The organism is Streptacidiphilus sp. MAP12-16 (assembly GCF_041262165.1).
GTDB lineage: Bacteria > Actinomycetota > Actinomycetes > Streptomycetales > Streptomycetaceae > Streptacidiphilus.
The window spans coordinates 145361-169643 of record NZ_JBGCBY010000015.1; the positions used below are offsets into that span (position 1 = coordinate 145361).

Below are 24283 nucleotides of genomic sequence, written 5' to 3' on the forward strand. Positions count from 1 at the left end.
GGCGAATGCTCGCCTGGCACATGACGGGTGGTTAGCCTCGAAAGTGCCGAGGAACCTGGGGGCTTGACGTGAGCAGAGGACCCAACGCCCGATTCGCTGATCTGTTCGCCCTCACCGGGTGGTCGAAAGGCGAGCTTGCGAGGTTGGTCAACCGGCGCGGTGCCGCGGTCGGGCAGCAACAGCTGTCCACCGACACCTCGCGGGTCAGGCGCTGGATAGAACGCGGAGAGATTCCGCGCGACCCGGTGCCGCGGGTGCTGGCTGCCCTGTTCACTGAGCGGCTCGGCCGTGTTGTCACCACTGAGGACCTCGGGTTCCAGCGACACCGGCAGTCGGGTTCGGGCAGGGTCACGCAGGCCACGTCGGACGATCCCTCCTGGGTGCCGGAACGCACAGCCGAGGTCCTCACCGAGTTCACGGGAATGGACCTCATGCTCAACCGACGCGGACTGATGGGCGCGAGCACCGCGCTCGTGGCGGGCGCGGCCATCGCGAACCCGCTGCACGACTGGATGACCGGCAGGGACTGGGCGGCGGGAGACGCCGCCGCCTCCCGTTCCGCAGCAGTGGTACGCAGCCCCGGGGCTGCCGCGCTGCCCGCAGGCGACTTCTACGAGGCAGGCCCGGTCGGCCTGGACGAGGTGGAGGCGCTGGAGACCTCGGTGGACGTGTTCCGCGCGTGGGACGCCTCCCGGGGCGGCGGGTTGCAGCGCAAGGCAGTCGTGGGCCAACTCAACGAGGTCGGCGGACTGCTGACCTACCGGCACCCCGAGCCGCTGTCCCAGCGACTGTGGACCGTGGCAGCCAACCTCTCCGTCCTGGCCGGCTGGATGTCCCATGATGTGGGCCTGGAGCCGACCGCGCAGAAGTACTTCGTCATGGCCGTGCACGCCGCTCGCGAGGCGGGGGACAAGCCCCGCGCGGGCGAGGCGCTGTCCCGGGCGGCCCGGCAGATGGTGCACCTCGGCCGTCCCGGCGACGCACTGGACCTGATGCGGGTCGCCGAAAGCGGCAGCGGCGAGCACACCCTGCCGAGAACCCGGGCGATGCTGCGCACGGTCGAAGCGTGGGCGCATGCCTCCATGGGGCGCTCCCAGGCCACCCGGCGCACCCTCGGCGAGGCCGAGGACCTGTTCGCCAAGGACAAGGGCGACCCGGGCCCCAGCTGGCTCCAGTTCTTCGACAAGGCGGACCTGCACGGGATGGAGGCGCTGGCCTATCGCACGCTCGCCGAGCACGACACCAGCGCCGCCCCGCTGGCCCAGTACCACGCGCAGCAGGCGATCGAGCTGCGCTCGGACGGGCATGAGCGGTCCAAGCTGTTCGACTACCTCTCGATGGCCTCCGCCTGCTACATCGCCAACCGGCCGGACGAGGCGGGCAACTACGCCAGGATGGCGCTCAACTCCACTCGCGAGATGTCCTCGCACCGCACCTGGGACCGGCTGCGGGAGATGTACCGGCTGACCGGACGGTACGAGCAGCTGTCGGAGGTGAAGGAGCTGCGCGCGGACATCCGCCGTGCGCTGCCCGAGCAGCCGCGCCCCCAGATCATCTGACGGGCGCCGACTCGACCGCCTGTCCCAACGGCCCTACGTGCCGGTAGTCCTACTGTGGTTGGACCTACTGTGGTTGGACCTACAGCGGTTGGACTTACTGCCGGAGCCGCCGTGCCCGCGGTGAATCCGTCACGTCCCGTACCGCGAGCCAGATGGAGCGGACCGTCCCGTCCGCCTCCAGCACCGGTTCGCCGGCGCAGTGCGCGCTGCACTGGGTCCCGTCGGGTCGGGAGATGCGGAACTCGGCGTCGATCGGCTTGCCGTCGACCAGGGCCGCGGTGAGCAGTCCGGAAAGCCGGCGGCGGTCCTCGACGTGCAGGTGCGCGGGCAGCTGGTCCAGTGTCAGCGGGCCGAGTCCGGGGTCGCGTCCAAAGATCCGGAACATCTCCGCCGACCAGACCACCCGGTCGTCGGCAAGATCCCATTCGGCATCGGCACCGCCGAAGGCACCGGGGTGCTGAGCTATCAGTGCCCCGGATGCGTCCGCGGGGGCGCCCTGCGGCCATAGGCGGGACAGACAGTCCTGGAGCCCATCGAGATTGTCGCGGGCCAGATCCCACAGTGCGGGCTGGGGCCGCTCGCGCCCGGTCGCCGCCAACCCCGCCGCCTGGTCGCAGGCCGCCTCCAGCTGCACGCGCAGCAGCCGGACGGTGGCGAGCAGTGACGCGGCCGGTGACGGGTCGGGCGGTCCGGTCGGCGGATCGGTTGGGGCGTGGGACTGCATGGCTTCCCGCGGTTGTGTGTGCTTCCCTCTGCCTCTACGACTGTCGCACAGGCGAAACGGTGCGGTGAGGCTTTTGGACGAACCCGAACCACCCTTGCCGTTGGCATATTTCGCGATCTTCAACAGGGCTGGCACGGGCCTCCCACGCCCGCTTCACCCCAGTGGCCTGCTGAGGTCACAGGCATCCCCTCAGCCCGGCCCCGCAGGAGGAAGGTGCACCGGAAGCCACCCGAACGGTACGATTCCGTGCTCGGACCGGGGGGAAGCCCCCACCCGGTCCTTTGTTCCCCCCACTGCCACTACCACCCTGGGGCCTTCGGGACCGGATTCACGGAAATTCCTTTGCCACCAGGACCGCCGCAACGGATGCTGACCTCATGTTCGAGCCCGCGATAGCGCCCAGCGCCTCCCTTCTCGGCCTGCTTCAGCGGGGCCGAGGGGACGGCACCCTGCACGCTCTGGCGGCCGAGCGTCTCGACGCTCTCGCCGCTCTTGAGGAGTGCGTCACCCGTGACCCCCGCCGCGACTGGCAGGTCGAGAACCGGTCCCTCTACTACGCCCGGCTCTACATGGAGCTCGAGGCGCCGCTGCAGGGCCTGGACGACCACCTTTTCAACGTCGAGGACCTGCTCGACGACGACGAGTCACGCACCGGCCTGACCCTGGCGGTCCTCGGACGGCTCGCCGGCTACGGCCGGCGCGACGCCCTGCTGCTGCTGCGCCGCTACGTCATCTCCGGCAGCAACTGGGCCTGGGCGCTGGACGAGCTCGCCGTACGCGAGGACGACGCAGCCCTGGAGCAGCTCGCCGAGTCCGTGCTCGCCCGCTTCCCTGACGGCCCCGAGGGCGACGGCGCACTGCGCGCCGCCGTCCGCAACGCCTACGAACCGAGGCCCTGGCACCTCTGGGCGCAGTCCCACCCGAGAGTCGCCGACGCCACCCAGCAGGCCCCCTTCGACCTGTGGCAACGCCAGCTCGACCGGCCGTCGAACGCCCCGGCCTGGAGCACCGCCGCGGTCCTGGCCTGGGCCGACAACTCGTCGTCGGGCTCGTCGGAGGCATCACCCGAGCAGTTCGAACGCCGTGCCACCGCGGCAGCCCGCTGCCTCGCCGCCGTCGCAGGCCCCGAAGACCGCCCACTGCTGCTCCAAGCCGCACGCACCGGTCAGGACGCTTCCCGCTGCGCGGCGCTGCGTCACCTCGCTGATCACGACGACGACCAGGCCCCCGGGCTGATCGAGCTCGCCGCCGCCGACGTCTCCCGGCAGACGGCGGACTTCGCACTCGCCACGCTGGCCCGGATGCGCAGCGCGCAATTCGTCGGCCGTGCCCGGGTCTGGGCCGCAGACCCCGAGGGCGGGCCGCTGGCCGACGCCGCCGCCGGGCTGCTCGCCTGCGTGGGTGAGGAGGCGGACGCCCCCTCGGTCGTCGCCGCCCTGCATCGCTGGATCTACCAGCACGGCGCCGACGGGGACGGTCTCGCGGTCCTGGTCGAGGGCGTCGGACGGCTGGAGGCCGTCGCCGGAGTGCCCGTCCTGCGCCATGTCTACGCCGAGACCAGCTGCTCCCAGCTGCGCGGAAGCGCCGCCCGCAGCCTCGCGGCGACCGATCCCTGCTTCCCGACCGGGGCCGCCGTCGAGTGCCTGTGGGACTGCGAGGAGACCACCCGCGAGCTGGCCGCCCGCCATGTGCTCACCAAGGGCGACGTCCGGGTCCTCGACCGTCTGCGGCGCCTGGCCGCCGACCCCGGCGAGGAGGCCGAGGTCCACGCGGCGGTACGGGGACGGCTCAGCGCGGGTTGACTCGCGGGCCGACGCGCCCCCGCCGCTCCGCCGCCGCCCGCCCGTAGCCGCTCCCCGCTCCGCCGGCGCCGCTCCGGTACCGCCGCTCGAAGCCGCTCCGGCTCCGCCGCCGCGCCTCGAAGCAGCTCCGGCACCGGCCGCCCCGGCGCCGCCCGCCCGTAGCCGCTCCCCGCTCCGCCGGCGCCGCTCCGGCACCGCCGCTCGAAGCCGCTCCGGCTCCGCCGCCGCGCCTCGAAGCCGCTCCGGCTCCGCCGCCGCGCCTCGAAGCCGCTCCGGCACCGCCGTCCGCCCGCAGCCGCTCCGCCGTCGGCCCCCCCCGCAGCCGGTCCGGCGCCGCCGCGCATGGCCACCCCGGCGCAGCTGTCCCGCAGCCGCCCCGCCGCCGCTCCGGGGCCGCCGCCCGCGGCCGGTCCGGGCTGCCGCGTCCGAGGGTTCGGTAGCCGTTCGTCCCTGCGACAGATCCCCTTGGCCCGGCGCACGCCGCGCCTCGGAATAACGCAGACATGCGTGTCGCCCTCGTCACCGAATCCTTCCCGCCGGATCTCAACGGCGTCGCCCACTCCGTCCTGCGCACCGCCGAGCACCTCGTCCGGCGCGGTCACCAACCACTGGTCATCGCGCCCGCCCCGGCCGTGCCGCCCACCGCCCCCGACCCCTGCCCCGTCGTCCGCGTCCCGGCGATGCCGCTCCCCGGCTACCCGCAGGTGCGCCTCGCCCTACCCACCCGCCGCCTCGAGCAGCTGATCGCCGAGCACCGGCCCGACATCGTCCATCTGGCCAGCCCGTTCGTCCTGGGCGCCCGCGCCATGGTCGCCGCGGACCGGCTCGGACTGCCCGCCGTCGCCGTCTACCAGACCGATCTCGCCGGGTACGCCCGCGCCTACCGGGCCGGCAGCAGCATCGGAGCGGCAGCGGCCTGGCGCAGGATCCGCACCGTGCACGGCGCGGCCGCCCGCACCCTGGCCCCGTCGACCCCCGCCGCCCAGGACCTCACCGCACACGGCGTCCCCCGGGTACGGCTGTGGCCGCGCGGCGTCGACTCGGTGCGGTTCCACCCCCGGCACCGGGACGAGGGACTGCGCGGCGACCTCGCCCCCGGTGGGCGGGTCCTCGTCGGCTACGTGGGGCGGCTCGCCCCCGAGAAGCGGCTGGACCTGCTCGCGGAGGTCGGCCGGCTGGACGGCGTCAGCCTCGTCGTCATCGGCGAGGGACCCAGCGAGGCGATGCTCCGGCAGACCCTGCCCGGCGCGTCCTTCCTGGGCCGTCGCACCGGGGACGAGCTCGCGGCCCTCTACGCGTCCCTGGACGTCTTCGTCCACACCGGACCGATGGAGACCTTCTGCCAGACCATCCAGGAGGCGATGGCGAGCGGGGTGGCGGTGGTCGGTCCCGCTGTAGGCGGCCCGCTCGACCTGATCGCCCACCACCGCACCGGCCTCCTCGTGCCGCCGCGCGATTCCCGTGCGGTCGCCCGCGCGGTGGCCGAACTCGTCGCCGATCCGGCCCTGCGCACCCGCTTCGGCGCGGCGGCGCGCGCCGAAGTCGCCGGACGCACCTGGGAATCCGTCGGCGACCTGCTCATCGACCACTACCGCGAGATCCTCGCCGAACAGGGAACCGGCCCACGCCCCCGGCTCGCCACCGTCGACGCGGGTGGTGCCGCCGCATGAACGCACTCCGCATCGTCCGGCTCGCCAACTTCGTCACCCCGGTCTCGGGCGGCCTGCGCACCGCCCTTCAGTACCTCGGCGCGGGTTACCTCGCGGCCGGGCACCAACCCGTCCTCATCGTCCCCGGGCCGGCCCGCCAGGCCCCTACCGACCACGACACCGGACAGGGCAGGGTGATCACCCTGCCCGGCCGCACCGTCCCCGGCACCGGCGGCTACCGGGTGCTGCTCGACCGGCCGGCCCTGGCCGACCTCCTCGCGGAGCTGCGCCCCGACCGACTGGAGGTCTCCGACCGCAGCACCCTGCGCTGGACCGGCGGCTGGGCCCGCCGCCACGGCGTACCAGCCGCGATGGTCTCCCACGAGAGCCTCGACGGCCTGCTGCGGACCTGGGGCCTGCCCGAATCCCTCGCCCGCAGGGCCGCCGACCGCCTCAACGCCGCGACCGCGCGCGACTACCACGCCGTCATCTGCACCACGGGATGGGCCGCGGCGGAGTTCCACCGCGTCGGCGCGCGCAACGTCGTCCGCGCGCCGCTCGGCGTCGACCTGGCGCAGCGCCACCCGCGCCACCACAACGCCGCAGCCCGCGCCCACTACGCCCGCCCCGACGAGGTCCTGCTCGTCCTGTGCTCACGGCTGTCCCCGGAGAAGCGCCCGGAACGGGCCCTCGACGCACTCGTCGAACTGCGCCGCAGATCCGTTCCCGCGGTGCTGGCCATCGCCGGCGACGGGCCGCTGCGCCGGCGCATGGCCGCCAGGATCAGGGACGAAGATCTCCCCGCGTACCTGCTGGGCCATCTGAGCTCCCCCGACGCTCTCTCCACGCTCCTCGCGAGCGCCGATTTCGCCCTGTCGCCCGGACCCATCGAGACCTTCGGCCTCGCCGCCCTCGAAGCCCTCGCCTCCGGCACACCCGTCGCGGTCAGCGCCTCCTCCGCACTGCCGGGGATCGTGGGGCCGGCCGGGGCCGTCGCCGCCGACACCGGCGCGGGGTTCGCGGACGCCGTCCAGGAACTCCTCGCCCGCCCCGAGCCCGACCGCCGCCGGGCGGCCCGCGCCCGGGCCGAACAGTACGGCTGGGACCAGGCCGTCGAACGATTCCTCGCCGCCCACATGGTCGCGCCCGCGACCTCCGTACCCCAGGGAGCCGAACCGTGAACCCGCTGCGCATGGTCGCCCTCGGCGACTCCCTCACCGAAGGGCTCGGCGACCCCGCCGCCGACGGCGGCTGGCGCGGCTGGGCAGCCCTGCTCGCCGACGGCCTCGCCACGCACCCCAGCGCCGTGGACCTGCGCAACCTCGCGGTCAGCGGCGCGCTGACCGCAGACGTGATGAACCGTCAACTCCCGGCGGCCCGCGCCCACCGCCCGCATGTCGCCACCGTCGTCGTCGGCGTCAACGACACCCTACGGGCCGGCTACGACATCCACGCCGTGGCCCGCAACCTCGACACCACCCTTGCCGCGCTCGCCGACGGCGACACGGCCCTGCTCACGGCCTGCCTCCCGGATCCCGGACGGATGCTCCGCCTGCCGGGACCGCTCGCCCGCCCGCTGGCGCGCCGGATGCACAGCGTGAACGAAGTCGTCCACGCCCTCAGTGAGCGCTACTCCGCCGTTCACGTCCATGTCGCCCAGAGCGCCTGGGTGGACGACCCCCGGATGTGGAGCGTCGACCGCCTCCATCCGAGCGAGCGCGGCCACCGCGCCCTCGCCCGCGAGTTCCACGCACTGCTCGCCGCCGCCGGCACCGCGCTCGGTCCGGCTCCCGGCCCCGAACCGACGGAATCGGCGCCGACCCCGGCCGCGCAGGCGTGGTGGATGGCGACCAAGGGCACCCGCTGGGTCCTCGAACGCTGCACCGACCTGCTCCCCGACCTGCTGCGGCTGGCCGCGACCGAGGCCCGGCAGCGGCAGGCCGGCAGTGAACTCCTCGACCGGCAGGCTGCCCTCAGTACCGCGGAGGCGCTGCGCGCCCTGGGCGGTGCCGAGGACCGATCGACCCTCCGGGCCGTCAGCTGAACCCGGTCACCTGAACCCGGTCACCTGAACCCTGTCACCTGAGCTCCGTCACCTGAGCTCAGTCACCTGAACTCTGCCGCCCGCACGCACAGCACGCTCGGCAGGTGCTCCGTCAGCAACTGCCAGGAGTCGCCCTCGTCCGCACTGCCGTACACCTCGCCGTTGCGGTTGCCGAAGTAGACGCCCACCGGCTCGGCGTCGTCGGTGCACAGCGCGTCCCGCAGCACCACGCCGTAGTGCGCCTCCTGCGGCAGGCCCTCGGCGAGTGGTTGCCAGGTCACGCCCGCGTCCTCGGTGCGGTAGACCCGGCAGCGCCGCTCCGGGGGCAGCCGTTCGTAGTCCGCAACCAGCGGGAAGAGGTACGCCGTACCCGGGCGGCGCGGATGGGTCGCCACCGCGAAGCCGAAGTCCGCAGGCAGGTCCTCCGCGATCGAGGTCCAGGTCCCGCCCGCGTCGTCGCTGCGGTACACCCCGCCGTGGTTCTGCAGATACATGCGGGACGGGTCGCCCGCGTCCACGGCGATCTTGTGCACGCACTGCCCGAACTCGGGGAAGTGGTCCGGTTGGAACCGGGCCTCGACGCCGGTGTTGGACGGGGCCCAGGTCTCGCCGCCGTCGGTGGAGCGGTAGACGCCGCCGGTGGACACCGCGACGGTCAGGTGCTGCGGGTCGTTGCGGTCGACAAGCACGGTGTGCATTCCCTGGCCGCCGAAGCCCGCACCCCAGGACTCCCGCTGCGGATGCCGCCACAGGCTCTCCACCAGCGCGAACGACTCCCCACCGTCCTCCGAGCGGAACAGCGCGGCGGGTTCGGTGCCGGCGTAGACGACACCCGGCTCCTTCTCTCCCGCCGGCTGGAGCTGCCACACCCGCTCCAGCGAGGTCCCGGTCGACTCGGGGAACTTCACCGCGGCCTGCTTGGGCTCCTGCCAGGTGGCACCCAGGTCGTCGGAGTGGAAGACGGAAGGGCCCCAGTGGCTGCTGTCGGCGCCCACCAGGATCCGCGGCGGGGCGCCCCGGGAGTCGATCGCCACGGAGTACACGCCCTGCATCACGAAGTGCGGCCCGGTCCACTCCCAGCTCCGCCGGTCCGCGCTGCGTCCCAGGAACAACCCCTTGGCCGTACCGACGGCCAGTAGTACCTCGCCCATTGCGGACCACCTCGTCCCGTCCGGTGCCTGCAGCTGACAATCAGCAGCAGTCTTCTCCTTCCGGGAGCCGCTGTCCTGCCGACGCGCCAATTCACCGTCCGGTGACCGCGAAGCGTACGGGTGTTCCCGGCGCGGCCTGGGCCGCCGCTGTCAGATCGGCTGCCGGTACCACGCCGACCACCGGATAGCCCCCGGTCGTCGGATGGTCTGCGAGGAACACCACCGGCAGACCATCGGGCGGCACCTGCACCGCGCCCAGCACCATGCCCTCGCTCGGCAGCTCTCCCCGGTCGGGCAGCCGTTCGAGCGGCGGGCCAAGCAGGCGCAGGCCGACCCGGTTGCTCACGGGGGAGACGGTGTAGCGAGAGGTGGCGAGCAGCCGCAGCGCATCCGCGGTGAACCAGTCCTCGCGCGGGCCTGGGTCCAGCCGCAGCTGCAGTTCCGCCGGTGGCGCGGGCAGCGGCAGCGGATCGATCCACACGGGCTCACCCGTCGCCGGTCCGAGCGGCAGGACCTGGCCGGCCGCGAGCCGGGGCGGTCCCAGCCCCGACAGCAGATCCGCCGAGCGGCTGCCCAGGACAGCGGTCACAGCGACGCCGCCGTCCAGCGCGACGTAGCCGCGTACGCCACAGGTCACGCTCCCCACGTCGAGCACGGCACCGGTCGGCACCCGCACCGGCGCGCCCCACGGAGCGGCCCGGCCGTCCACCCGCACCGGCGCGGGCGCGCCGACGACCGCCGCGACCAGCGGCGCGAGCGCGCGCAGCGAGACCCCGCCGAGAGTGCTCTCCAGGACGGCGGCCCCGGGGTCGTTGCCCACGAGCAGGTTCGCCAGCCGGTGCGCGTCCGGGTCCAGCGCCCCGGCGCGCGGCACGCCCAGCGCGGCGACGCCGACCCTGCCGCGGTCCTGGACCGTCGTCAACGGGCCGGGACGGACCACCTCGACAGCCCTCAACGCCCGGCCCCCGGTTCCCCGGCTGTCGGTTCCCCAGCCCCCGGTTCCCCAGCCTTGGGTTCCGCACCCTTCGGTTCGACCGCGAGGAACCGTACCCGGGTGCCAGGGGTGAGCAGCGCGGCGGGGTCGCGATCCGGGTCCCAGAGCGGGAGTTCGGTCCGCCCGATCAGCTGCCAGCCGCCGGGCGACGCCCCCGGGTAGACGCCGGTGTAGGGGCCGGCGAGCGCGACCGAACCTGCGGGGACGCGGGTCCGAGGCGTGGCGTGGCGCGGAACGGCGTACTGTTCCGGAAGGCCGGTGAGGTACGCGAACCCCGGTGCGAACCCGCAGAACGCCACGCGGTACTCGCAGCCCGCGTGGATCCGCACCGCCTCCGCTACCGACACCCGCCACAGCCCGGCCACCTCCGCCAGGTCCGCACCGTCGTAGACCGTCGGTACCTGCACCACCGGGCCGTGTCCCGCAGTCAGGGGCTCCAACCGGCGTCCCTCGAACTCCCCTGCGACCAGCTCGGGTTGGGCTACCCCGTCCAGTAGTACCGTGCGCGCGGCCGGGACGATCTCGTCGACGCGTCCCAGCAGGCCCTCCGACTGGCAGCGCATCAACTCGGCGTGCAGCGCTGCCACCTCGCCGTCGCTGCCGACCTCCAGCAGCAGTGCGGACCGCCCCACCCGGCGGACCCGCACCGTCCGCGTACCCGCCTCGCTCCGCTCGGTCATCCGAACGCCTCGACGCCCACCCCTGCCGTGATCAGCGCCTCTCGTACCCGGAACGCCAGTTCCGCGGCTCCCGGCGTGTCCCCGTGCAGGCACAGCGACCGCGCCCGTACCGCGACCCGGCTTCCGTCGACCGCGACGACCTCGCCGTCCCGAGCCATCCCCACCGCCCGAGCGACCACCGTGTGCGGATCGTGCACCACAGCGCCGGGCTCGGTACGCGGCACGAGGGTCCCCGCGGCCGTGTACGCGCGGTCGGCGAACGCCTCGCCGACCACCGGCAGCCCCGCCGCCGCAGCAGCGCGCAGCAGCGCGGAGCCTGGCAGCCCCAGCACCGGCAACCCCCGCCCGTCCGCCCGCCGGTAGGCGAGCACCGCGTCCACCACCGCACCGGCCTGCTCCTCGTCAGCCACCACCCGGTTGTAGAGGGCGCCGTGCGGCTTCACATACGCCACCACCGTGCCCGCCGCCCGCGCGAAGAGGTCCAGCGCACCGATTTGGTACGCGATCTCGTCTGCCAGTTCCCCACGTGGCACGTCCATCGCCCGCCGTCCGAACCCTGCCAGGTCCCGGTACGACACCTGCGCCCCGATCCGGACCCCGAGCTCCGCCGCGCGCTCGCACACCCGCCGCATGGTCGAGGGATCGCCCGCGTGGAAGCCACAGGCGACGTTGGCGCTCGTGACCACACCCAGCAGGGCGTCGTCGTCGGTCAGCGTCCACCGTCCGAAACCCTCGCCCAGATCCGCGTTGAGATCGACCACCGGCTCCGTCACAGCACTGATCCTAAACAGGGAGCGGAGCTGCCGCGCTCCGCGGCACGTGGCCCGGATCACATCAGACCGGCTCATCCGTGGCGTTTCGGACCTTGTCAGTGCCACCCCCTAACCTTTCCTCCATGACCACGACCGCCGACCCCAGCCGCCTGGCGCCGGGTCCAGCCGCCGACGAGGGGCTGGCCCGGCGGCTGCGCGCGCTCGCGTGCACCGCGCCGCTGCACGACCTCGACAGCCGCAAGGCCAACCTCGCGGGCGAGTACGCCGTCTACGCCATGGCCGAGGTGGCCCTGTCGGCGATCGACCTGGTCACCCTGCAGATGGACTTCGACACCGGGGCCGACCGCGATCAGGTCCTGGCCAGGCTCCAACCCCGGGTCGCCGCCCAGGCTCCGAACCGGCCCTGGACCGAGCACGAACGAGTCGCCCGCTGGGTGCTGGAGTCCCTGATCAACGTCGGCAGCGTCGACCGGGGTTTCCGGGCCGTCTACGGCACCTTCACCACCAACGGCTCCTACGTCCGCCGCGACTACGACTTCAAGCTGATCGAGGAGGTGCCGGGCCCCGACGGCGGCGTCTACCTGCGCACCACCGACGAGGCGGTCAACGTCCTCGTCGGCGCCCTCGACACGGACGTCACCAGCGCCCAGATCGCCGCCGAGGTCAAGCTGGAGGTGCTGATCCGCCGCGGCCGCCTCGCCGACGCCCAGCTGGCCGCCGAGCAGGCCCGCTACCGCACGGTCCAGTTCGCCGAGACGCTGCGCCGCGCCCTGGAGGCCACTCGCCGGAACGTGCGCGCCGTCGACTGGATGGAGACTGTCCCGGACCTCATCGCCGAGGCCCTGGACCACATCTCCGACCGTTACCGGCACGAGAACGCCATTCTCACCAACATCCGCCGCGCCCGCGACGAGGCGGAGGACCACGAGCACAAGCGTCGCGCCGCCGAGCTCGTCGACATCGTCAAGGACTGCATCCGCCGCCACACCCAGCTGCAGACCCGGCTCCTCGAAGCGGGCCCGCTGTTCCGCGCCGAGCAGGACCGCCAGGCCTTCGCCGCCCCCACCGCCCGGTCCGGCCTCGACCTCTACGGCCAGCTCCTCGCCCCGCTGCTGCGCCTGCCCGTCGAACAGGCCGGTCAGGTGACCGACGCCTTCTTCGGCAGCGCCATAGGACTGCGCACCCCGATCTCGGTCCGCGTCAACGATCTGGTCGACGTGCTGCTCACGCCACCCGTCGAGCGCGAGCACCTGGGGGCGGAGTTGCCCGAACCCGACCTGGTGGACACCCCCGACGACAGCCGCTTCTCCGAGGCCCAGCTCGACGCCGCCCACGAGCTGCTCGACCTCCCGCCCGACGCCCCGCGCCGGCTCTCCGGCCTGCTCGCCGAGGCCCGCCGCCGTGACCCCGAACTGCCTTATCTGGTCGCCCTGCTGGCGGTCCACGCGGCCAGCCCCTCGGTCGGCACGGCCTACCGGCAGGGCGAGGAGCGGCTGTTGTTCGCCGTTGACGACGGAACCCGCCTGGACGACCCGGAGTTCGGCGGCGCCGACCTGATCGTCGGCAGCGCGCTCCTCGACGCGGCCGGTATGGCCGCCGAACGCGCGGAGGTCGCATGAGCTCCAGTCCCGCCTCCGCGACGCCGAACTCAACGCCGCCGCCAACCCCCGCGCAAACGCCAACGCCACAGCAGCCGCACCCGCACTCGCACCGCCAGGAGCACCGCCCGTGACCAGCCACACCGACGACTTCACGGTGCCGCCCGCTCCTGCGGGCACCCCCGCCGTCGGCGCCCCGCCGATCACGCCCGCCGACGTCGCCGACGCCTCCCGGCTGGTCTCCTTCGGCCTCCAGCCGAAGCTGCTGCCCGCCCGCGACGCCGAGTACGGCGAACTGGTCCGGCGCTACCGCGACGACCCCGCCTTCGTCCGCCTCACCGACGCCGTCGCCACCGGCCTCGGCCTGATCGTGCTGGAGGTCTCGCCCCGCGCCGGGATGGCGGTCGCCGCCGCCGAGGACTCCGTCTTCGCCGTGCGGCTGGGCGACTACTCCCGCCGCGCCGCGTCCGAGTCCACCGATCGTTTCCTGCACGGCCTCGCCCACCTCGCCGTCGCCGCCCTCGCCTTCCCCCGTCCCGAGGATCTCGCCGACGACGGCTACCTTGGCCGGATCACCGTCAACGGCGTCGACACCTTCGTCCGCCAGGTCTGCCGCCGCATGGAGGAGCAGGCCGACGCCGAGGGCGCCAACACCGACCCGGTCAGCGACACTCCCGGACTGGAGGCCGCCTGGCGGGTCTACCTGCGGCGCAGCGCCACCGGGGCGACCAAGGACGCCCGCAGGCTCTCCGGGTCCACCATCGGCATCGTCGGCAAGGCCACGGCCTTCCTGGTCGACTCCGGCTTTCTGCAGAAGACCTCGGACGACTCCGGCGGCACCTTCCGCACCACCGCCCGCTACCAGTTGCAGGTCCGCGACCTCGCGGGCAGCGCCGCCATGGCCGAGTTGCTCGCCCTGGGCGTGGTCCCGGTCAGCGACGGCAGCGCCACCCTGCTGCCCCCCGACCCTACGGAGGAACTGGTCGCCGACGCCGGCCTGCCCTTCCACTCGTCCTGATCCACCCATTCCGCCTACCAGCCACCAGGCGCCTCATGCCGGGGCGGTCCGCGAGTAGCTTCGCCCGCCACACGCCGTCGTCCAGGTACTCGAGGGTCTGCATCGGATCACGCTGGTGGGTCTTGAGCCACGCGTGGCACGCCGCACACTGCGTGTCCGGCGCGGTGGAGTCGCCGGCCGAGCGGGAGAGCCGGATATGTACCGCAATCACTGGATATCGTCTGGTGAGACCAGGCACCCCCGCCTGTCGATCATGAACAGGAATGAGTGAGTGCGCAAGTTGTACGAGCTCAACCAGGCTCGCACGCACCTTTGAGCACTCATCTTTTCGTACTCATCCTGAAACGGGATCCAGTCCGGCCGTCGGCGGCGGGTTCCTTGAGAAGGCCGCGGATCGCTCCGAGCTGCCCAGCATGTGGAGGTCGTCATGCTCGATCCCTGAGTCGGGGCGACGGCCTGGGGAGCCCCGGGCGCTGACTGCCGGTCCGCCGTGCGCTCGCGGGTGAACTCCGCCGTGCAGCCGAGCATCTCTTCTGTGGTGATGGTTCGTCATGTGTCGTGACTCAGCTGCCGGGAGGGGAGCAGGCGCGGTGCGGCGAAACGCAAAGCGAACGCCATGGAGCCCCGCCGCACGCTCCGTAACCATGGTTGACGTGCCACGGAGGACCTCCCGCGAATGTGCGCCGGCCTCCGAAAATCCGAAAAGGAAGTTCGCGAAATGCGTAAATGGACAGTCGCCGCCGTCGGCGGAGTCGCCCTGGTCGGCTCGCTCGGTCTGGGCGTCGGCAGCGCGAGCGCCAGCACGGTGTCCCCGAAGACCATCGGCCACCAGATGCAGCCCTACGCCGCCAACGGCACGTGGGTGCTGCAGAGCGCGGCCACGGGCAAGTGCATCGACGACAGCAACTACGGGCTGCGGGATTTCGGTTGCCAGGACCAGAACGGTCGGTACGCCGGCTTCCAGCAGTTCCGCATCACGGGACAGCCCAACGGCACCGACGTGCTGCAGAGCGTCGCCACGGGCAAGTGCATCGACGACAGCAGCTACGGGCTGCGGGATTTCGGTTGCCAGGACCAGAACGGTCAGTACGCCGGCTTCCAGCAGTTCACGATGTTCCTTGAGCCCAACGGCTCGGTCGTGCTGAAGAACGTGGCCACGGGCAAGTGCATCGACGACAGCGGCTACGGGCTGCGGGATTTCGGTTGCCAGGACCAGAACGGTCAGTACGCCGGCTTCCAGCAGTTCTGGTTGAGCTGAGCATCACAATCCGGTCTCACCCGCGCGGAGCTCGATGAGCGCGGAGCTGGATGACCGGGCGGGCGGTGGTGGGGAGTGTCGAGGAGGACGCCTCACCCCGCTCGCCTGTCACGGCAGCCTCCTTGTGCCGGACTGACTTGGCGGTGGCTGGTCAAGTCGCCCGTGCAGTCGCTATTGTCGGTCTTGGGGGAGGGAAAGCTGCTGCGTGGTCGCAGCAGCAGCCGCATGCGCAGTTCCTGCTCCCGGGCAAGGCCTGACCGGGGGGCAGGAGGCAAGGGCTTTGGGGGAGTTCGGAGATCTGCTGCGTGCGTGTCGGCTCAAGGTCGGCTGGACGCAGGAGCACTTGGCGGAGCGTTCGGGCGTGTCGAACCACGCCATCAGCATGCTGGAGTCCGGGCGGCGTCGACCGCGACTGTCGACCGTGTCCCGGCTGGCCGAGGCGATGGCGCTGGAGGCGGCCGATCGGAACCGGCTCGTCTCGGCGGTGAACACTCAGGGCTCCGCGGCCCCGCCCGGCGTTGGGATCCCGCCGTCCCGGCCCGCCGAACTCCAGGCGGACCTGCATGACTTCACGGGCCGATCGGCGGTTGCGGAGCAGTTGGCCTCCATACTCCGGAACACCGCCGCGGGACCGGTGCCGCCGGTCGTGCTCACGGCGATCAGCGGCACCGGCGGGGTGGGCAAGACCACGCTGGCCGTGCACGTCGCCCATCGGGTGCTTCGGTCCTTCCCGGACGGCCAACTGCAGGTCGATCTCCAGGGGACCGAGGCGGAGCCGACGGCTCCTCACGACGTCCTGGCGCGATTCCTGCGCGCCCTCGGCATGGCGCCGGAGCGGATTCCCGTCGATGCCGACGAGCGGGCCGCCTGCTACCGAAGCCTGCTCGCCGACCGGCGCGTCCTTGTCTTCCTGGACAACGTCAAGGATGCCGCGCAGATCCGTCCGCTGCTGCCGGGGGCCGGCCGCAGTCGGGTACTCATCACCAGCCGCAGCACCCTGCCTGGGCTCGACGGCGCGGCCCGGCTGACTCTCGACCTGCTCGAGGCGGAGGAGGCGTCGGCGCTACTGCGCCGAATCATCGGAGACGCGATCGTGGATGCGGAACCCGATGCGGCGGCGGACGTGCTGGACGCCTGTGCGGGCCTGCCCCTCGCCATCCGGCTCGCCGGCAGTAGGCTCGTGGCCCGACCGGACGGGTCAGTGCGGGACCTCGCCGGGCTGCTCGCCGACGAGAGCAGGCGACTCAACGTGCTGCGGGTCGAGGACCGCGCGGTCCGGGCCACCTTTGCCGTGAGCTACCGGAACCTTCGGCCCGCCCAGGCCCGGGCCTTCCGTCTGCTCGGGTTGAGTCCGGGCCCGACGACGAGCCTGGGGGCCGCCGCCGCCCTGCTGGGGTTGCCCACTGCCGAGGCCTCCGGACTGCTGGACGACCTCGCCGCGACGTCCCTCATCGAGCACGCCGGGACGGGGCGATTCCGTCAGCACGACCTCATTCGGGTCTACGCCGTGGAATGCGCGGCCGAGGAACCATTGGGCGACCGCGACGCCGCGATGGACCGCCTGCTGTCCTGGCTCCTGTACAGCAGCGAGGCCGCGTCACGACGGCTGTATCCCGGGCGCAGGCACCTCGATCTCCCCTCGGTTGAACCGACCTGCGTTCCGATGGAGTTCGTCGGCTTCGACGAGGCACTCGCGTGGTCCGAGTCCGAGGGCGACTGCCTGGTCTCGGCGGTGACCGCGGCGGCGCAGAGCGGTCGGCACCGGAGCGCTTGGCAGCTTGCGAACACAATGTGGGAGCTGTTCGACCTGCGCCCCGAGCACCCCGGGCGGATTCGCACCTACGAGGCGGCCGTCGCGAGCGCGCGGAAGCTGGACGACCCGGAGGCGGAATCCTGGGCGCTCAACGCCCTGGGGGCCGCGTACCGGGCTGCCCGACGTGTCGCCGAGGCCGAAGACTGCCTGCTGCGTTCGCTGGAAATACGCGGACGTCTCGGGGACGTGCGCGGTCAGGCGTCGTGCATGGGCAATCTGGGCTACCTCAGGATCGACATGGGACGGGCGGCCGAGGCTCTGCCTCTGCTGGAGCGGGCGGCGGACATCTATCACAGCCTCGGTGCGAGCCACGCCGAAGGTTCGGCGCAGCTCAACCTCGGCGAGGCCCACAAGCAACTAGGCAAGCTGGACACCGCGCTGGGGCACTACCAGAACGCGCTTCGGCTCTTTCGTGAGGTCGGCACCGAGCATTTTGGGATCGGCCGGACTCTGAGCAATGTCGCCGACACACTGTTGCTGCTCGGCCGCACCGAGGAGGCGGCCGAGCGGGCGACGGAGGCCTACGCGATCAACACCCGCCTGGGCAACCGTGTCGACGAGGCCGTCGCCCTGGAGGTCCTCGGCCACTCCCACGCTGCCAGGGGCGACAGCACCCAGGCCCGGCAGCAGTGGGAGCAGGCCTACGTGATTTTCCGCGAGCTCACCCACCCCCGCGCGGCCGAGCTGGGCGAGACCCTGCGCGCCTACGCCCCCGCGGCCGTGAACGGATCCGGCCCAGCGCGGCGTCAGGGCCGACCGCGGGAGCGGAGGACAAGAGGGTAACCGTCCGGGTCGGTGACGGTTTAGGCGCGCCCGCGCCTGACTCACCATTCTGATGGCGGGTCGGCTTCTCGGCCACCAACCGGGGGTAGCAGTCCAACTTCCAGGCCACGATCGCGTCCGGTTTGTCGGCCGGCAGGCGCGCCGTGCCGGGGTGGTCCTCGAGGGGCTTGCCCCCCGCACACGGTCGTCCACGCACTCGCCGGGCCTGCGCGGGATGGCGCTGGTGGGTCTTGAGCCGCGTGTGGCACGCCGCGCGCTGCGTGTCCGGCACGGTGGAGTCATCGGGCCGAGCGGGAGAGCCGGAGTTATCCCGCAATCACTGGATATCCTCTGGTGAGACCAGGCACCCCGCCTTGTCGATCACTACTAGGAATGAGTGCGCACGGTGTACGAGCTGAACCGGGTCCGCCTGTACTCCATCGGCCCTGCCGGTGCGCGGTACGCCGACACCGTGCTCGACCTGAGCGGTGTCGGCGACCCCTGTCCCTCGCCCGCGCCCCGCCAACCCGGCTTCTTCGACGAGGAGCAGACCGGTCCGATCCGCCGCCCGGCCCCGGCCGGAGTGCTCTTCCTGGAGAACGGCGGCGGTAAGTCGGTCCTGCTCAAGCTGATCTTCTCGGTGATGCTGCCGGGCCACCGTAACACCCTCGGCGGTGCCAGCTCCGGGGTGCTCCGCAAGTTCCTGCTCGCGGACGACTGCGGGCACGTCGCCCTGGAGTGGCAGCACACCCTCACCGGGGAGTCCGTGGTCGTCGGCAAGGTCAGCGAGTGGCGCGGCCGCCAGGTCTCCGCCGACCCGCGCAAGTTCGCCGAGGCCTGGTACTCCTTCCGGCCCGGTCCCGGCCTCAGCCTGGACTCCCTCCCGGTCGCCGAACGAGCGTCCCTGCTCCCCGCGCCGGGACAGGAGGCTCCCGCGGCGACCTCCCGGGGCCGTCGCCGGACCATGAAGGGCTTCCGCGACATCCTTACCGAGGCCGGCAAGGCCTACCCGGAGCTCGACCTCACCTGGGAGGAGGGCCACGACCGCTGGATCGACCACCTGGGCGGCCTCGGCCTCGATCCGGAACTGTTCCGCTACCAGCGTGAGATGAACGCGGACGAGGGAGAGGCCGCCGGCCTCTTCGCCGTGAAGAACGACGCCGACTTCACCGACCTGCTGCTCCGTGCCGTCACCGACACCCGCGACACCGACGGCCTCGCCGACCTGGTCCACGGCTTCGCCGCCAAACTGGGCCGCCGGGCCGAGCTCACCGCCGAACGCGACTTCACCGCAGGCTCGCTGGACCTGCTGCACCGCATCACCGAGGCCGCCACCGCCCGCGAGTCCGTACGGGAGACGCACCGCGCCGCCGAGCGCCGCACCCGCCGACTCGCTCGCACCCTCGCCGCCCGTGCCGTCGCCGAACGCGACCGTTCCCGCGAACTCGCCGCGCAGGTCGCCGAGGCCGCGACCACCGTCGCCGACGCCGAGGACGCCCGCACCCGCCAGTCGCTGGTCACCGCCGAGCTGACGCATCGTCATGCCAGCCTGGCCTTGGCCGCTGCGACCGGTACCGCCGCCGCCCTGCGCAAGGAACTCCTCGACGCCCGGACGCTACATGCCGCCTGGCAGGCAACGGAGTTGGTGCTGCGGCACCGCTCCGCCGCCGACCGCTCCGCTCGCGTCTCCGCCGCCATCCGCGAGGCCGAACGCGACGCCGCGCCGGCTCTCGCCGCCCGCACCCGCGCGGCGCGCGCCCTGGTCGGCGCCCTGGAGACGGCCGCCGACGCCGCCGAGACCCAGGCGGACCGCGAGGAACAGCGCGCCGACGCGCTCCAGGCCGAGGGCGAGGCCGCGCGACGGGACGCCACCGCTGCCGCCACCGCCGCGCAGAAGGCCCGGAGCGAGACCGAGCACCTGCGCCAGCGTCTCAGCGAGGTCGAGCAGGAGACCCGGGCAGCGGTCCGCTCCGGCTGGATCGACGCCGCCGATCCCGACGCCGCCGCTGCGACCTCGGCTCGTGGAGACGGCGCTGCGATCGACCCCGCCCGCGCCGCCCTCGACGCCTCCGACGCGGAGAAGGACGCCACCGCCGCCTGGGAGCAGGCGCGCGCCGTCGCCGACCGGGCCGCAGGGCGTGCCCGCGAGGCCGCCGCCCGGGGCAACCGCGCCGAGCTCGCCGCCGCCCGCGCCAGCGACGCCCTCGCCGCAGCCGAGGCCGCCCTGGCCGCCGAGCAGGACACCGCCGCCCGTCTCGCCGCCGACCCCCGCGCCGCCGAACTCCTCGGCGTCGGACCCGGCGAGCTGAGCGCGGAAGCCCTGGACCGCTCCGCGGATCCGCTGCGCGAGCTCATCGACGACTCGGTCACCGCCGCCGAACGCACCCTGTTCGAACTGCGCACCGCGGCCGCCGCCGACTCCCGCGTCCTCGCCGCCCTCGGCGATGGCGGCCTGCTGCCACCGGGCCCCGACGTGCTCGCCACCGTCGAGTACCTCGGCGAGCACGGCGTCCCCGCGCTGCCCGGCTGGCGCTACCTCGCCCAGTCGGTCGACCCGGCCGACCACGACCGCATCCTCGACGCCCGCCCGCAACTGGTCGACGGCGTCATCGTCACCGACCCCGCAGCGCTCAGGCGCGCCCGCGAGATCCTCGCCGCCGCCGCGCTGCTGCCCCGCTCCGCCGTCGCGGTCGGCACTGCCGCCGCGCTGCTCGGCCCGGTTCGCGACAGCGATCCCGCCTTCAGCGACGTGTTCCTGGTCCCGCCGAACCCGGCCATGCACGACGAGAACGCCGCCGACGAGGAGCGCCGCCAGCTTCGCGACCGCGCCACCGCCCGAGACGAGCAGATCCGCAGCCTCGCCGCCCGCCTCGGCGCGGACCGCCTCGTCGGCGGGCGCCTCGCCTCGTGGCGCGCCCGCTGCCCCGCCGGCCACCTCGCCGCCCTCGCCGCCGACGCCGAAGCCGCCCGTACCACCCTCGACCTGGCCCGGGCCGAGCTGACCACGGCCCGCACAGAACACCACGAGGCGGAGGCCGAGCACGCCGAGGCGTCCCGCCTGCGCGACGAGCGCGGCGAAGCGGCCCAGCAGGCCCGCCGCCGGGCCGACGCCCTCGCCGGGCTCGCCTTCCGGCTCCGCGAGCGCGCCAACTGGACCGGCCGCCTGCGCGAGCTCGCCGACGAGACCACTCAGGCCGAGCAGCGCCAGCAGCAGTGCACCGACCGCGCGCTCGCCGCCGACGAGGACCGCCGCGCCGCCCAGCGCGCCGCGGACGACGCCCGCCGCACCGTCCGCGCGCTCCGCGCCGAGCGCGCCGAACTCCCCAGCGCCGAACTCCCGGGCGCCGAAGCCGAAGCCGGCTCCGGCTCCGGCACCGACCTCCTCGACGGAACGGAAGGCACCGCCTCCCTCCCGGCCCTCCGCGAAGCCCACCGCGCCGCCTCCCAGCTCTACGACCAGGTCGGTGTCGGCGCCGACCTGCGCGCCGAGCAGGCGCGCGCCGAGGGCGACGAGAGCGCCGCCCGCACCGAGCTCGACCGCCTCACCAACAAGGTCCGCACCCGTGCCGAGGAGCTCCTCACCAGCCCCGACGGCGCAGACGGGCCCGGCCGCCAGGCCGCCGCCGCCCGTGCCGAGGACCTCGTCCAGACCATCGAGACCCGCGCCTCCGCCGCCAGCGAGCACCTCGGCCGCCTCCGCGGCGAAGCCGAACGCAGCGCCCCGGTGACCGGCGACGCCCACACCGAGCTCCCGGACGAGCTCGTCCCCGCCGACACCGAACACGCCCAGGGCCTGCTGCGCACCGCGACCAGCGAACTCGCCCGCCGCACCGACCTGCTGTCGGCGAGCCGGTCCGCCCACGGCGAGCTCCAGCACGCGCTGGAGGCCACCCAGCACGCCGCCGCCGAGTTCGACGAGACCGCCGCCCAGCTCCGCGACGGCCTCCGCGAACCCGCTCCCGCCGCACCTGACGCCAACGCCGAGGACGACGCGGCCCAGCCCTACCCCGGCACCCTCGCCGAGGCCCGCCAGGTCGCGGCCGACAGCCGCCGCGCCCTGCGCGCCGCAGGCGCCGACCTCGGCGCCGCCGACCTGGCCGTCCGTGACGCCGCGGACGCCCTGGTCAGGCACGCCAACGCGACCCGCTTCGAGGCCGTCCGCACCCCCGCCCGGCAGCAGGTCCGCGAGCTCCCGGCCTCGGTCCTGCCCGACCACGCAGTCGCCTGGGCGGCCGCCTTCGCCCCGCGCCTCCGGGTCCTCACCGACGAGCTGGAACAGCTCGAACGCAATCGCGACAGCATCGTCGACCGCCTGCGCGGGCTGGTCGAGACCTCGCTCGCCACCCTGCGCGCCGCCCAGCGCCTCTCCCGCCTCCCCGAAGGACTGGGCGAGTGGTCGGGCCAGGAGTTCCTGCGCATCCGCTTCGAGGACCCCGACCACGCCGTCCTCACCGAACGCCTCGGCGAGGTGATCGACGAGGCCACCCGCGCCGCCGTCCGCCGCACCGGCGCCGCGAGCGGAGCCAGCGACTGGGGGCGCCGCGACGGTATGTCCCTGCTGCTGCGCGGTGTGCACGCGGCAGTCGAACCCAGGGGCGTGGCCGTGGAGATCCTCAAACCTGACGCCGTGCTCCGCGCCGAACGGGTCTCCGTCAGCCAGATGTCGGACGTCTTCTCCGGCGGCCAGCTGCTCACCGCGGCCATCGCGCTCTACTGCACGATGGCCGCGCTGCGCGCCAACGACCGCGGCCAGGCCAGGCTCGCCCACGCCGGAACGCTGTTCCTGGACAACCCCATCGGTCGCGCCAACGCGACGTACCTGATCGAGCTCCAGCGCGCCGTCGCCTCCGCCCTGGGGGTCCAACTCATCTACACCACCGGTCTCCTGGACGCCAACGCGCTCGCCGAGTTCCCGCTGATCATCCGGCTGCGCAACGACGCCGACCTTCGCGCCGGGCTCAAGTACATCTCCGTCGAGGAGCACCTGCGTCCCGGTTTGCCCTCGATCGACCCGGAGGACAGCGACATTCAGGGCGCGGTCACCGCCACCCGCATGTTCCGTCGCCCTGTGGAGGTTTCGGGCTGACTCCGGGCAGCTGAGCCAAAATCAGAACGTGTACCCATCAACGTCGGTACGATCATCGGAGCAAGACCGACCGGCACATGGGGGGTGGGTGGAGGAGGGGGTCGAGGGCCGAGTCTGGGCGGGGCGGAGGAGGGAGCCATTGCGGAGCACTGGCGACTGACGACAACCCGGTCAGGTGAGAGTCATCGGCCCGCGACGCCGCCCCCCATGTGCCGGTCGGTCCAAGGAGCAGGGACGACCGTACGCCTGGGGGAGGGCCCGTGCCGCAGGACCAGTCATGGATGGCCGACGCCGCTATGGGTTTCCGCCCGCCGACCGACCTGCGGTCGGAGGTTCCCCACCCGGCGCGGGTCTACGACTGGCTGCTCGGCGGCAAGGACCACTTCCCCGCGGATCGCGTTGCCGGCGAGCGACTGGTCGCCGCCGACCCGGCGATGCGGGTCGCCGCCCGGGCCAACCGGGCGTTCCTGCAGCGCGCCGTGCGGCACCTCGCCGCCGAGGGCATCGACCAGTTCCTCGACATCGGCACCGGCATCCCCGCGGCGGGGAACACCCACGAGATCGCGCAGGGCGTCAATCCGCAGTCCCGGGTGATGTACGTGGACAACGACCCGATCGTGCTGGCCCACGCCCGCGCGCTGATGGCGGGCCCCGGTCACGGCGAGACCCGGGTCCTCCAGGCGGACCTGCGCGAGCCGCAGAAGATCCTCGCCGACCCGGACACCCGCCACCTGCTGGATTTTGACCGCCCGGTGGCCCTGCTCCTCGTCGCCATCCTGCACTTCATCCCCGACGGCGACGATCCGTACGGCATCGTCGCCGACCTGCTGGACATCCTCGCCCCTGGCAGCTACCTGGTCCTCACCCACGGCACCCTGGACTTCATGGCACCGGAGGTGGGCGAACGGGCCATCGCCGTCTACAACAACTCCGGCACCTCGGTCACCGGACGCAGCCACGCCGAGGTCAGCCGCTTCCTCGATGGCCTGGACGTGCTCCCGCCCGGCCTGGTGACGGCCCCGTTCTGGCACCCGGAGACGCCCACCACGGCCGAGGACGCCCGCCTACCCCTCTACGCCGCCGTCGCCCGCAAGCCCTGAAGCCCCCGAGTCCCGAGCCCCGAAACCTGAGCGCCCCCGGCCCTAGCGCTGCCGCAGGGTCCGCCGCCGCTGGACGTCCGCCTGGAAGGCGATGCCGACGTCCAGCAGGAACCACGTCGTCGCGAAGATCCCGACCGCGGTCACTATCAGCGCGAGCAGGGTGAACGAGGTGTGCGCGACCGAGCCGACGACGGTGAACAGCAACGCGTTGAGTGTCAGTGCCAGGCTCACCAGCAACCGCACCCGTGCCCTCCGCGACCTGTCCGACACCC

At 73.2% G+C, this 24283-nt stretch carries 17 protein-coding genes; 11 read left to right on the forward strand and 6 right to left on the reverse strand.

Going from position 1 to position 24283, the window contains the following annotated elements:
* Positions 1–68 precede the first annotated feature (68 nt).
* Positions 69–1559, forward strand: a complete 1491-nt coding sequence (locus tag ABIA33_RS21300) for a hypothetical protein (protein ID WP_370083933.1) — start codon at positions 69–71, stop codon at positions 1557–1559.
* A 94-nt stretch (positions 1560–1653) separates the two neighbouring features.
* Here ABIA33_RS21300 and ABIA33_RS21305 read toward each other — a convergent pair whose 3' ends face one another.
* Entirely contained in the window at positions 1654–2283 is a 630-nt protein-coding gene (locus ABIA33_RS21305; RefSeq protein ID WP_370083934.1) for a PAS domain-containing protein, read from the reverse strand.
* A gap of 377 nt (positions 2284–2660) precedes the next feature.
* Here ABIA33_RS21305 and ABIA33_RS21310 point away from each other — a divergent pair, with 377 nt between their 5' ends.
* From ABIA33_RS21310 to ABIA33_RS21325, 4 genes are all read left to right on the forward strand, one after another.
* Complete coding sequence (locus ABIA33_RS21310) at positions 2661–4085, forward strand: HEAT repeat domain-containing protein (RefSeq protein WP_370083935.1); 1425 nt, start codon at positions 2661–2663, stop codon at positions 4083–4085.
* A gap of 503 nt (positions 4086–4588) precedes the next feature.
* Positions 4589–5755: a glycosyltransferase family 4 protein gene (locus ABIA33_RS21315; protein WP_370083936.1), complete on the forward strand. Its 1167-nt coding sequence runs from the start codon at positions 4589–4591 to the stop codon at positions 5753–5755.
* The gene (locus ABIA33_RS21320; RefSeq protein ID WP_370083937.1) at positions 5752–6915 is read left to right on the forward strand and encodes a glycosyltransferase; all 1164 of its coding nucleotides are present in this window, start codon (positions 5752–5754) and stop codon (positions 6913–6915) included. The genes ABIA33_RS21315 and ABIA33_RS21320 overlap by 4 nt, the downstream gene beginning before the upstream one ends.
* Positions 6912–7778 carry an SGNH/GDSL hydrolase family protein gene (locus ABIA33_RS21325; RefSeq protein ID WP_370083938.1) on the forward strand — a complete coding sequence of 289 codons (867 nt, stop codon included), beginning with the start codon at positions 6912–6914 and terminating at the stop codon, positions 7776–7778. Before ABIA33_RS21320 ends, ABIA33_RS21325 begins: the two co-directional genes overlap by 4 nt.
* Positions 7779–7840: 62 nt before the next feature.
* Here the strand turns inward: ABIA33_RS21325 and ABIA33_RS21330 are convergent, their stop codons facing one another.
* The 4 genes from ABIA33_RS21330 to ABIA33_RS21345 all read right to left on the reverse strand — a co-directional run bounded on the left by ABIA33_RS21330 (position 7841) and on the right by ABIA33_RS21345 (position 11385).
* Positions 7841–8929 carry a WD40/YVTN/BNR-like repeat-containing protein gene (locus ABIA33_RS21330; RefSeq protein WP_370083939.1) on the reverse strand — a complete coding sequence of 363 codons (1089 nt, stop codon included), beginning with the start codon at positions 8927–8929 and terminating at the stop codon, positions 7841–7843.
* A gap of 91 nt (positions 8930–9020) precedes the next feature.
* Positions 9021–9884, reverse strand: coding sequence for a biotin-dependent carboxyltransferase family protein (locus tag ABIA33_RS21335; protein WP_370083940.1), 864 nt, complete (start codon positions 9882–9884; stop codon positions 9021–9023).
* The gene (locus ABIA33_RS21340) at positions 9881–10603 is read right to left on the reverse strand and encodes an allophanate hydrolase subunit 1 (protein WP_370083941.1); all 723 of its coding nucleotides are present in this window, start codon (positions 10601–10603) and stop codon (positions 9881–9883) included. The genes ABIA33_RS21335 and ABIA33_RS21340 overlap by 4 nt, the downstream gene beginning before the upstream one ends.
* Positions 10600–11385 (reverse strand): LamB/YcsF family protein, encoded by a 786-nt coding sequence (locus ABIA33_RS21345; protein ID WP_370083975.1) that lies wholly within the window; start codon positions 11383–11385, stop codon positions 10600–10602. The genes ABIA33_RS21340 and ABIA33_RS21345 overlap by 4 nt, the downstream gene beginning before the upstream one ends.
* A gap of 113 nt (positions 11386–11498) precedes the next feature.
* Here ABIA33_RS21345 and ABIA33_RS21350 point away from each other — a divergent pair, with 113 nt between their 5' ends.
* The 6 genes from ABIA33_RS21350 (at position 11499) to ABIA33_RS21375 (ending at position 24011) form a co-directional block, all read left to right on the forward strand.
* Positions 11499–12995 carry a hypothetical protein gene (locus ABIA33_RS21350; RefSeq protein WP_370083942.1) on the forward strand — a complete coding sequence of 499 codons (1497 nt, stop codon included), beginning with the start codon at positions 11499–11501 and terminating at the stop codon, positions 12993–12995.
* A 109-nt stretch (positions 12996–13104) separates the two neighbouring features.
* Positions 13105–13992: a hypothetical protein gene (locus tag ABIA33_RS21355; protein ID WP_370083943.1), complete on the forward strand. Its 888-nt coding sequence runs from the start codon at positions 13105–13107 to the stop codon at positions 13990–13992.
* A gap of 718 nt (positions 13993–14710) precedes the next feature.
* Positions 14711–15250: an actinohivin gene (locus tag ABIA33_RS21360; RefSeq protein WP_370083944.1), complete on the forward strand. Its 540-nt coding sequence runs from the start codon at positions 14711–14713 to the stop codon at positions 15248–15250.
* Positions 15251–15455: 205 nt separating this feature from the next.
* Positions 15456–17846: a tetratricopeptide repeat protein gene (locus ABIA33_RS21365; RefSeq protein ID WP_370083945.1), complete on the forward strand. Its 2391-nt coding sequence runs from the start codon at positions 15456–15458 to the stop codon at positions 17844–17846.
* Positions 17847–18231: 385 nt separating this feature from the next.
* The gene (locus ABIA33_RS21370) at positions 18232–22911 is read left to right on the forward strand and encodes a hypothetical protein (RefSeq protein WP_370083946.1); all 4680 of its coding nucleotides are present in this window, start codon (positions 18232–18234) and stop codon (positions 22909–22911) included.
* 281 nt (positions 22912–23192) lie between these two features.
* Positions 23193–24011 carry an SAM-dependent methyltransferase gene (locus tag ABIA33_RS21375; RefSeq protein ID WP_370083947.1) on the forward strand — a complete coding sequence of 273 codons (819 nt, stop codon included), beginning with the start codon at positions 23193–23195 and terminating at the stop codon, positions 24009–24011.
* A gap of 42 nt (positions 24012–24053) precedes the next feature.
* On the opposite strand, the gene ABIA33_RS21380 is transcribed toward ABIA33_RS21375, so the two are convergent.
* The gene (locus ABIA33_RS21380; RefSeq protein ID WP_370083948.1) at positions 24054–24242 is read right to left on the reverse strand and encodes a hypothetical protein; all 189 of its coding nucleotides are present in this window, start codon (positions 24240–24242) and stop codon (positions 24054–24056) included.
* Positions 24243–24283: the final 41 nt, after the last annotated feature.